Below are 9,863 nucleotides of genomic sequence, written 5' to 3'. Positions count from 1 at the left end.
ACAACCAGGCACTCATCGCGCTGGCACGGCGACGCTGCGACGTCCTGTTCGCCATGCTGCGCGACGGCACCATTTACCAACCCAAGTCAGCCCCTAACGCTTGACGAAAGACATAGGGGCACCCCCCGGGGCGGCCCGCACGGCGTTTGCGGCACCCTCGGCCGCGCGCCTGAACCGGCGACGCGCACGTGCGCGTCGCGCGCGCATTTTTTCCCTCAATTTTTTCGATCGGCGGCCGTTATACCGGGAGTCACGCAACCCGGCGGCCGCGACGCGCGGCCGGCTCATCAGGATCGCGCATGTCCAACACACTCATGAACCTCGGCGTCAGCGGCCTGAATGCCGCGCTCTGGGGCCTCACGACGACCAGCAACAACATCAGCAACGCGGCGACGCCCGGCTATTCGGTCCAGCGGCCCGTGTATGCGGAAGCGAGCAGCCAATACTCGGGCAGCGGTTACATGCCGCAAGGCGTGAACACCGTCACCGTGCAGCGGCAGTACAGCCAGTACCTGAGCGACCAGCTGAACACCGCGCAGACGCAGGGCGGCGCGCTGTCGACGTGGTACACGCTCGTCGCGCAGCTGAACAATTACATCGGCAGCCCGACGGCGGGGATCTCGACCGGGATCACGAGCTACTTCACCGGGCTGCAGAACGTCGCGAACAACGCGTCCGACCCGTCGGTGCGGCAGACCGCGATCAGCAACGCGCAGACGCTGGCCAACCAGCTCAACGCGGCCGGCCAGCAGTACGACGCGCTGCGCCAGAGCGTGAACACGCAGCTCACCAGCACCGTGTCGCAGATCAACACGTACACCGCGCAGATCGCGCAGCTGAACCAGCAGATCGCGGCGGCGAGCAGCCAGGGGCAGCCGCCGAACCAACTGCTGGACCAGCGCGACCTCGCGGTGTCGAACCTGTCGGGCCTGGCCGGTATCCAGGTCGTGCGCAACGACAGCGGTTACAGCGTGTTCATGTCGGGTGGCCAACCGCTCGTCGTCGCCGACAAGAGCTACCAGCTTGCGGCCGTCACGTCGCCGTCGGATCCGAGCGAACTGACCGTCGTGTCGCAGGGGATCGCCGGCGCGAAGCCGCAGGGGCCGAACCAGGCGTTGCCCGATTCGTCGCTGTCGGGCGGCACGCTCGGCGGCCTGCTCGCGTTCCGCAGCCAGACGCTCGACCCCGCACAGGCCCAGCTCGGCGCGATCGCGACCAGCTTCGCCGCGCAGGTCAACGCGCAGAACGCGCTCGGCATCGACCTGTCGGGCAACAAGGGCGGCAACCTGTTCTCGACGCCGTCGCCGACCGTGTACGCGAACCAGGGCAATACCGGCAACGCGTCGCTGTCCGTGTCGTTCGCGAACGCGTCGCAGCCGACGACGAGCGACTACACGCTGTCGTTCGACGGCGCGAACTACACGCTGACCGACCGCGCGAGCGGCGCGGTGGTCGACCAGAAGGCGGGGCCGATGCCGGTTTCGCTCGGCGGGCTGAATTTCTCGATCCCGTCTGGCTCGATGAGTGCCGGTGACAAGTTCACCGTGCTGCCGACGCGCGGCGCGCTGAACGGCTTCGGCCTCGCCACGACGAGCGCGTTGGCGATCGCGGCAGCATCGCCGGCCGTCACGTCGGCGGCGAGCACCAACACCGGCACGGGCAAGATCACGCTGGGCGGCGTCACCGCGGGCTATCAAGTGCCGACGACCAAGCTGACCTATGACGCGACGGCGAAGACGCTGACGGGTTTCCCGGTCGGCACCACGGTGACGATCGGCACCACGCCGCCGAAGTCGGTCACGATCAACACCCCGACGGACACCGTCCCGTACGATCCGGCAGCCGGTGCGACGATGACGATGTCGGGAACGGCCGCGGGCGCGCTCAACGGCGTGAGCGTCACGCTGTCCGGCGCACCGGCGACCGGCGACTCGTTCACGATCGGGCCGTATGCGGGCGGCACAAGCGATGGCTCCAACGCGCTCGCGCTGTCGAAGCTGGTCAACGCGAAGGCGTTCGGCAACGGCACGATGACGCTCACGGGCGCGTATGCGAGCTACGTGAACGGCATCGGCAACACGACGACCCAGCTGAAATCGTCGAGCGCCGCGCAGACCGGGCTGATCGGCCAGATCACCCAGGCGCAGCAGTCGGTGTCGGGCGTGAACACGAACGAGGAAGCGGCCAACCTGATGCAGTACCAGCAGTTCTACCAGGCGAACGCGAAGGTGATCCAGACGGCGGCGACGCTGTTCCAGACCGTGCTCGGCCTGTTCAATTGACCGGATTCGAAGGATAGAAGCGATGCGGATTTCCAGCGCCCAGTTCTTCCAGCTGAACGTTTCACAAATGAACGATCAGCAGACCCAGCTTGCGCAGCTGTATCAGCAGATCTCGAGCGGTGTGAGCCTGCAGACGGCGGCGGACAATCCGGCCGGCGCGGCGCAGGCCGTGCAGCTGTCGATGACGTCGGCGACGCTGTCGCAGTACGCGACCAACCAGAACGCGGCGCTCGCGTCACTGCAGGCCGAGGACCAGACGCTGCAGAACGTGAGCACCGTGCTGACGAACACGCAGTCGCAGCTCGTGCGCGCCGGCGACGGTTCGATGTCCGACAGCGACCGCTCGGCGCTTGCAACGCAACTGCAGGGTTACCGCGACCAGTTGATGACGCTTGCGAACACCAACGACGGTGCGGGCAACTACCTGTTCGCCGGCACGAAGAATTCGGCGGCGCCGTTTTCGACGACGGCGAGCGGCAGCGTCGTCTATGTCGGCGACACCGGTACGCGCCAGGTGCAGATCGCCGATTCGAGCACCGTGTCGCAGGGCGACACGGGCGCGGCCGTCTTCATGTCGGTGCCGGCGATCGGCAGCTCGCCGGTGCCGTCGGCCGGCGCGGGCAACACGGGCACCGGCACGATCGGCGCGGTCACGGTGACGAACCCGTCGATCGCGACGAACGGCCATCAGTTCTTGATCACCTTTGGCGGCACGGCCGCCGCGCCGACCTACACCGTGACCGACAACTCGGTCAGCCCGCCAACCACCACGCCGGCGCAGGCCTATTCGTCGGGCGCGGCGATCTCGCTCGGCAGCGGAATGACGGTGGCGGTGTCGGGCACGCCGGCCGCCGGCGACAAGTTTGCTGTTGAGCCGGCGCCGCAGGCGAGCGGCGGCTCGGACGTGTTCTCGACGCTCGACGCGATGATCGCGGCGCTGAAGACGCCCGTGACGGGCAACGCGGTGGCGGGCGCGGCGCTGAAGAACGCGCTGATGACCGGCTCGACCAAGCTTGGCAACACGATGCGCAACGTCACGACGATTCAGGCATCGGTCGGTGGCCGCGAGCAGGAAGTCAAGGCGATGCAGGCCGTCAACCAGACCGCGTCGCTGCAGGTCACCAGCAACCTGTCCGACCTGACGAGCACCAACATGGTGACGACGATCAGCCAGTTCCTGCAGATGCAGAACGCGCTGACGGGCTCGCAGAAGGCGTACGCGCAGTTGCAGAACCTGTCGCTGTTCCAGTACATCAACCCCTGATGTCAGCCGCGCCGGCCGCGATGTGAGCGCCCGCTTGCGTCGCGGCCGGCGTCGGTCGCCGCCCGCGCCTGTCCCCGCACGGGCGGGCGCTTCCCCCGGGTGCACCATCGTGCCCCGTTTCGCACATGCGGCAAGCCGCGCATCGTGCACGCTGGCCCCGCTCGGCGGCCCGCTTTTCAGTCCGCTTTTCAGCCCCCTTCTCAGCCTGCTTGCCAGCCCCATTTCCGCTCCGTAAACTCGCGCCAGATTCCAGACCCGGCGCATCCTCCGCAGCCGGCGACCGACAGGAGCCCTTTTCCCCCATGTCCGATTCCTACTTCCCGCGCTGGCGGGTGCAATCGACCGGCGCGGCCTCGCGCGTGGTCGGCCCCGACGAGCGCCTCGCGTGGCCGCAGATGGTCGCGATGGGCGTGCAGCACGTCGTCGCGATGTTCGGCTCGACCGTGCTCGCGCCGCTGCTGATGGGCTTCGACCCGAACCTGTGCATCTTCATGTCGGGCATCGGCACGCTGCTGTTCTTCGTGCTGGTCGGCGGCCGCGTGCCGAGCTACCTCGGCTCGAGCTTCGCGTTCATCGGCCTCGTGATCGCGGTGACCGGCTACGGCGGCAGCGGCCCGAACCCGAACATCCCGGTCGCGCTCGGCGGGATCGTCGCGTGCGGCGTCGTGTACGTCGCGCTCGGCCTGCTGGTGCAGGCGATCGGCACGCGCTGGATCGAGACGCTGATGCCGCCCGTCGTGACCGGCGCGGTGGTCGCGGTGATCGGGCTGAACCTCGCGCCGATCGCGGTCAAGGGCGTGTCCGCGTCGACCTTCGAATCGGTGATGGCGCTCGTCACGGTGCTGTGCGTCGGCGGCGTCGCGGTGTTCTCGCGCGGCATGGTGCAGCGCCTGCTGATCCTGGTCGGGCTGGTGATCGCCTACGCGATCTACGCGGTCGCGACCAACGGGATGGGGCTCGGCAAGCCGATCGATTTCTCGATCGTCGGGCAGGCGGCCTGGTTCGGGGTGCCGAGCTTCCGCGCGCCGGTGTTCGATCCGCACGCGATGCTGATGCTCGCGCCGATCGCAGTGATCCTGGTCGCGGAAAACCTCGGCCACATCAAGGCCGTCAGCGCGATGACGGGCACCAACCTCGATCGCTACGTGGGCCGCGCATTCATCGGCGACGGGCTCGCGACGATCGTGTCGGGCAGCGTCGGCGGCACGGGCGTGACGACCTACGCGGAGAACATCGGCGTGATGGCCGTCACGCGGATCTACTCGACGCTCGTGTTCGCGGTCGCCGCGGTGATCGCGATCGTGCTCGGCTTCTCGCCGAAGTTCGGCGCGGTGATCCAGACGATTCCGGGCCCGGTGCTCGGCGGCGTGTCGATCGTCGTGTTCGGGCTGATCGCGGTGACGGGCGCGCGGATCTGGGTCGTCAACAAGGTCGACTTCTCCGACAACCGCAACCTGATCGTCGCGGCCGTCACGCTGGTGCTCGGCGCCGGCGACTTCTCGCTGAAGATCGGCGGCTTCGGGCTCGGCGGGATCGGCACCGCGACGTTCGGCGCGATCATCCTGTACGCGATCCTGCGCAAGGAAAAGGAACCGGGCCCGGTGGTCTGAGCTTCCGGCGGGCGGCGTCCTGCCGCCCGCGTTGTCTTTTGCGTCGACCGTCGAGGCGCTACGCGCCGACGTTCGACTGCGTCTGCAGCCACGCGCAGAACTGCGCGACGAGCGGATCGTCCGCCGGCGCGCGCGGCGCGATCCACCAGTAGCTGCGCGTCGCGATGCGCGGTCCCTCCAGCGGCATCACCAGCCGGCCGCTCGCGAGCTCGTCGTCGATCAGGGGCAACGGGCCGAGCGCGACGCCCAGGCCGTCGACGGCCGCCTGCAGCGCCAGGTAGAAGTGGTCGAACGACTGCCGCTTGCGTCCCTTCATCGCCACGCCGGCCGCCGCGAACCAGTCGCGCCAGCCTTCCGGCCGCGTATCCGAATGCAGCAGCACATGGCGCGCGAGATCGTCCGCGCGCGCGATCGGCGCGCGCTTGAGCAGCGCGGGGCTGCAGACCGGAATCACGCTTTCGTCGAGGAAGTGCCCGCTCGTGCAGTTCGGCCAGTGGCCGGGGCCGCGGCGGATCGCGACATCGAAGCCGTCGAGCGTGTCGAGCGGCGCGTTCGACGTCGACAGCTTCAGCTCGACGTTCGGCACGTCGCGCTGGAACCGCGACAGGCGCGGCAGCAGCCATTTCATCGCGAAGGTCGGCAGCGCATTGATGCGCAGCACGCGTGCCGCGCCCGTGTTGCGCAACTGCTCGGTCGCGAGCGCGATGCTGTCGAATGCCGCGCGCACGGTGTCCAGATAGCGGCGGCCTTCGTCGGTGAGCTTCACGCGCTTGCCGTAGCGGTGGAACACCGGCTTGCCGAGCCAGGCCTCGAACCCGGCGATCTGCCGGCTGATGGCACCGTGAGTCACATGCAGCTCGTCGCCGGCGGCGCTGAAGCTTTCATGTCGTGCCGCGGCTTCAAAGGCCCGAAGCGCGGAAAAGGGCGGGAGATCGCGTGCCATGCTTGTGATTCTAGATCACAAGGGCGCGCCGATAAAATCGTTTTGCCGGTATTCCGAACGGCGGTAACCTCGGGTCACCGTTTGATAAGGAACCCCATGCAATCCGCTTCTCCGCCGGCCGCCCCGCCGCCGGCCGCTTCACCCCGCAGCGTCGGCCTCGCCGAGCTGTTCACCGGTTTCCTGTCGCTTGGCCTCATGTCGTTCGGCGGCGCGCTGCCGTTCGCGCGGCGCACCATCGTCGAAGAGCGCAAGTGGCTCTCCGCCGACGAATTCACCGATCTGCTCGGGCTGTGCCAGTTCCTGCCGGGCGGCAACGTGATCAACCTGTCGGTGGCCGTCGGCATGCGCTTTCGCGGCGTCGCCGGCGCGTTCGCCGGCATTCTCGGGCTGATCGCGGGCCCGACGCTCGTCGTCGTCGCGCTCGGCGTGCTGTACGCGAAGACGCAGAACGATCCGCGCGTGCAGCACCTGTTCGCGGGGCTCGCCGCGGCGGCGGCCGGGCTGCTCGTCGCGATGGCCGTGAAGGTCGTGAAGCCGCTGCGGCATGCGCGTGCGGCGGCCGGCATTGCGGCGCTCGCGTTCGTCGCGATCGCGGTGCTGCGCATTCCGCTGCTGACCGCGATGCTCGTGCTGACGCCGGTCAGCATCTGGCTCGCGTCGCGGCGCCGCACCGCGGGCACGCCGCAGCCGGCGCCGGCCGCGGCGCGCGACACGCAGCGAGGAGACCGGTCATGAACGACACGCTGATCGCCATCGCGACGATCTTCAGCCAGTTGTCGCTGCTCGCGTTCGGCGGCGGCAACACGATCCTGCCGGAGATGCAGCGGCAGGTCGTCGACGTCCATCACTGGATGAGCGCGCACGAGTTCACCGCGCTGTTCGCGCTGGCCCAGGCCGCGCCCGGGCCGAACATGATGATCGTGTCGCTGGTGGGCTGGCACGTGGCCGGCTGGAGCGGGCTGCTGGTCGCGTCGCTCGCGAAGTTCGGGCCGTCGTCGATCGTCACCGTGCTCGCGCTGCACGCGTGGGAGCGCTTTCGCGACCGGCCGTGGCGCCGCTACGTGCAGCAGGGGATGATGCCGGTCACCGCCGGGCTCGTCGCGGCGAGCGCGGTGCTGATCTCCGAGGCATCGAACCGCACCGCGATCCAGTGGGGCATCACGGCCGCGTGCGCGGTGCTCGCGTGGCGCACGCGCATCCATCCGCTGTGGCTGCTCGCGGGCGGCGCGCTGATTGGCCTGACGGGCATCGGGCAGTGAGCGGCGCACTTTGACCGCCCGTGCGCCATACTGGCGCGAATCTTCACGGGAGGCTCGATGGATCTCGACGGCGCCAGCCGCAATCTCACTGTCGCCGCATTGCTGACGCTGTCCGGCGGCTACCTCGACGCGTACACGTATGTCGGCCACGGCCACGTGTTCGCGAACACGATGACCGGCAACGTCGCGCTGCTCGGAATCAACCTGTCGGCCGGCGAATGGGCCGCCGCGCTGCATCACGTGCCGCCGCTCGTCGGCTTCACGATCGCGGTGTTCGTCGCGCACCTGCTCGGGCTTGCCGCGCAGCGCGGCTGGATGAAGCACACGGCGTTCGCGAGCCTGCTCGTCGAGATCGCCTTTCTCGGCGTCGCCGCGAGCGGCCTCGTCGGCGTGTCGAGTGCGTGGCTGATTCCGGGCATCTCGTTCGTCGCGACGCTGCAGACGCTGTCGTTCACGCATCTCGAGGAGTTGTCGTACACGTCGGTGATGACTACCGGCAACCTGCGGCGCGCCGCGCAGAAGCTGTTCGTCGGGCTGATCCCGCGCTACGACGCGGGTGCGCTGCACGACTCGGCGTTGCTCGCGACGATCAGCTTCTGCTTCCTGGCCGGGGCGGTGGTCGGCGGCCTCGTCACGCGGCTCGTGCCGGAGGTCGCGCTGTGGGGCGCCGTGCTGCTGCTCGTCGGCGCGTTCGCGGAAATCGTGCGGCGTGCGTGGCGCCGCGCGGGGAACGGCGGTGCGGGCGGCGAGGGCGGTAACGACGACGCGGGCGACGGCAGCGACGGGGCGACGCAAACGGCCTGATGGCAGGCGGCAACCCGCAACCCGCAACCCGCAACCCGCAACCCGCAACCCGCAACCCGCAACCCGCAACCCGCAACCCGCAACCCGCAACCCGCTGCACCGATCGCGCCGACCATTTCGCCACGATCGGCGTGACCGCGTCGCACCATCGCCGAACCTTGCCGCCCCGCGCCGCGCCGCGCCGCGCGGGCGGGCCCGCCGCGCGAACCGTTGTTCCCGGACGACAATCGCGCGATTGCCGCGCATTTCAATTTCTTTCAGCGATTGCAGTCGTCATATGATTCAGCCCACATCGCGCGCGCCAAGAACGTGAGCGATCGCCACCCGGCTGCGCACGCGGCCGGCCATGAATGGAGACACCTACAAAAAGGAAAGCTCATGAAGCAGACCACCCGACTCGCAGCCATCGCAGGGGGCGCCGCGCTCGCATTTGCCAGCCAGTACGCGGCCGCACAAAGCTCGGTCACGCTCTGGGGCGTCGCCGACGCCAGCATCCGTTACCTGACCAACGCCAACGCCAAGAACGACGGCCTGCTGTCGATGACCAACGGCGCGATCACGAACAGCCGCTTCGGCATCTACGGCACGGAAGACCTCGGCGGCGGCCTGAAGGCCGTGTTCAACCTCGAGAGCGGCGTGAACCTGCAGAACGGTGCCTTCGCCGACAGCGGCCGCCTGTTCAACCGCGCAGCGTACGTCGGCCTGCAGAGCCCGTACGGCACGGTGACCCTCGGCCGTCAGAAGACCCCGCTGTTCGACCTGCTGTCGGATACCTACGATCCGCTGACGGTCGGTAACTACCTCGAAAACGCGTGGCTGCCGGTCGCACTCGGCGGCGGCCTGTATGCGGACAACCAGATCAAGTACACGGGCAAGTTCGAAGGCCTGACCGCGAAGGCGATGTACTCGACCGGCACCAACTACGAATCGACCGGCGCGGGCGGCTTCTCGGGCCAGATCCCGGGTTCGCTCGGCAAGGGCAATGCCTGGGGCGTGTCGCTGTCGTACGTGATGGGCCCGCTCAGCATCGCGGCCGGCGCGCAGCAGAACAGCGACAACTCGGCGCGCAAGCAGACGATCTACCACGCGAACGTCGTGTATGCGTTCAGCAAGGCGAAGATCTACGCGGGCTACCTGCGCTCGAAGGACGACACGGGCTTCGTCGACAGCCTGCTCGCACAGCAGACGATTCCGGTCGCGAAGGGCACCGGCCGGATCGACGACGGTCCGTTCGCGGGCGTGAGCTGGCAGGTCAGCGCGCCGCTGACACTGACGGGCGCGTTCTACTACGACCACATGCGCAATGCGATGACCACCAACGGCACGCTCGCGAGCGGCAACCGCTACGCGATCGTCGGCATCGCCGAGTACGCGCTCAGCAAGCGCACGGAAGTCTACGGCACTGTCGACTTCAACAAGACGAACGGCGCGGCGAACGTCGAGCTGCCGGGTCGCAGCAACCAGACCGGCATCGCGATCGGCCTGCGCAATATCTTCTGACGAACGTCGGAACGCATGGGCCGGCTTCGTCCGGCCTGCATCGAAGGGGCGCCGCGAGGCGCCTCTTTTTTTTCGTGTGCGCCCAGCATGGGCGCATTCCTGCGGGTGGAAGTCCCGCCATAAGTTGATCACGGCAAATGAAGTGAAGCGCAACTGCATGAGGGTGACCGAGTGTGGGAAGGAAGCGTGGAGCGTAAATCG

General features: G+C 68.3%; 8 protein-coding genes. 7 read left to right on the top strand and 1 reads right to left on the bottom strand.

All coding sequences use genetic code 11. The annotated features are described in order from the left end of the window. The first annotated feature begins 299 nt into the window (after positions 1-299). The 3 genes from flgK to CFB82_RS16820 all read left to right on the top strand — a co-directional run bounded on the left by flgK (position 300) and on the right by CFB82_RS16820 (position 5,156). Entirely contained in the window at positions 300-2,282 is a 1,983-nt protein-coding gene (gene flgK, locus CFB82_RS16830; protein WP_069249065.1) for a flagellar hook-associated protein FlgK, read from the top strand. Positions 2,283-2,304: 22 nt separating this feature from the next. Beyond that, entirely contained in the window at positions 2,305-3,546 is a 1,242-nt protein-coding gene (gene flgL / locus CFB82_RS16825) for a flagellar hook-associated protein FlgL (protein WP_069249064.1), read from the top strand. A 302-nt stretch (positions 3,547-3,848) separates the two neighbouring features. Next, positions 3,849-5,156 (top strand): solute carrier family 23 protein, encoded by a 1,308-nt coding sequence (locus CFB82_RS16820; protein ID WP_069249063.1) that lies wholly within the window; start codon positions 3,849-3,851, stop codon positions 5,154-5,156. 58 nt (positions 5,157-5,214) lie between these two features. Here CFB82_RS16820 and CFB82_RS16815 read toward each other — a convergent pair whose 3' ends face one another. After that, positions 5,215-6,099, bottom strand: coding sequence for a transcriptional regulator GcvA (locus CFB82_RS16815; protein WP_069249062.1), 885 nt, complete (start codon positions 6,097-6,099; stop codon positions 5,215-5,217). 96 nt (positions 6,100-6,195) lie between these two features. Between CFB82_RS16815 and CFB82_RS16810 the strand changes: the two genes are divergently transcribed. The 4 genes from CFB82_RS16810 to CFB82_RS16795 all read left to right on the top strand — a co-directional run bounded on the left by CFB82_RS16810 (position 6,196) and on the right by CFB82_RS16795 (position 9,662). Then, a complete protein-coding gene (locus CFB82_RS16810) occupies positions 6,196-6,834 on the top strand; it encodes a chromate transporter (RefSeq protein ID WP_089484659.1) in 639 nt (212 codons plus the stop codon). Continuing rightward, positions 6,831-7,358 carry a chromate transporter gene (locus CFB82_RS16805; RefSeq protein ID WP_043184629.1) on the top strand — a complete coding sequence of 176 codons (528 nt, stop codon included), beginning with the start codon at positions 6,831-6,833 and terminating at the stop codon, positions 7,356-7,358. Before CFB82_RS16810 ends, CFB82_RS16805 begins: the two co-directional genes overlap by 4 nt. 57 nt (positions 7,359-7,415) lie before the next feature. Then, positions 7,416-8,162, top strand: coding sequence for a YoaK family protein (locus tag CFB82_RS16800; RefSeq protein WP_089484658.1), 747 nt, complete (start codon positions 7,416-7,418; stop codon positions 8,160-8,162). Positions 8,163-8,540: 378 nt separating this feature from the next. Then, positions 8,541-9,662 (top strand): porin, encoded by a 1,122-nt coding sequence (locus CFB82_RS16795; RefSeq protein ID WP_039369128.1) that lies wholly within the window; start codon positions 8,541-8,543, stop codon positions 9,660-9,662. The last annotated feature ends 201 nt before the right edge of the window (positions 9,663-9,863 follow it).

The organism is Burkholderia sp. HI2714 (genome assembly GCF_002223085.1).
Lineage (GTDB): Bacteria > Pseudomonadota > Gammaproteobacteria > Burkholderiales > Burkholderiaceae > Burkholderia > Burkholderia lata_D.
This window is presented reverse-complemented; position numbering and strand designations above follow the sequence as displayed.

Excerpts from the sequence above, each read along its gene's own strand:
- flgK (WP_069249065.1), top strand. The coding sequence starts at position 300 with ATGTCCAACACACTCATGAACCTCGGCGTCAGCGGCCTGAATGCCGCG.
- flgL (WP_069249064.1), top strand. The coding sequence starts at position 2,305 with ATGCGGATTTCCAGCGCCCAGTTCTTCCAGCTGAACGTTTCACAAATG.
- CFB82_RS16820 (WP_069249063.1), top strand. The coding sequence starts at position 3,849 with ATGTCCGATTCCTACTTCCCGCGCTGGCGGGTGCAATCGACCGGCGCG.
- CFB82_RS16815 (WP_069249062.1), bottom strand. The coding sequence starts at position 6,099 with ATGGCACGCGATCTCCCGCCCTTTTCCGCGCTTCGGGCCTTTGAAGCC.
- CFB82_RS16810 (WP_089484659.1), top strand. The coding sequence starts at position 6,196 with ATGCAATCCGCTTCTCCGCCGGCCGCCCCGCCGCCGGCCGCTTCACCC.
- CFB82_RS16805 (WP_043184629.1), top strand. The coding sequence starts at position 6,831 with ATGAACGACACGCTGATCGCCATCGCGACGATCTTCAGCCAGTTGTCG.
- CFB82_RS16800 (WP_089484658.1), top strand. The coding sequence starts at position 7,416 with ATGGATCTCGACGGCGCCAGCCGCAATCTCACTGTCGCCGCATTGCTG.
- CFB82_RS16795 (WP_039369128.1), top strand. The coding sequence starts at position 8,541 with ATGAAGCAGACCACCCGACTCGCAGCCATCGCAGGGGGCGCCGCGCTC.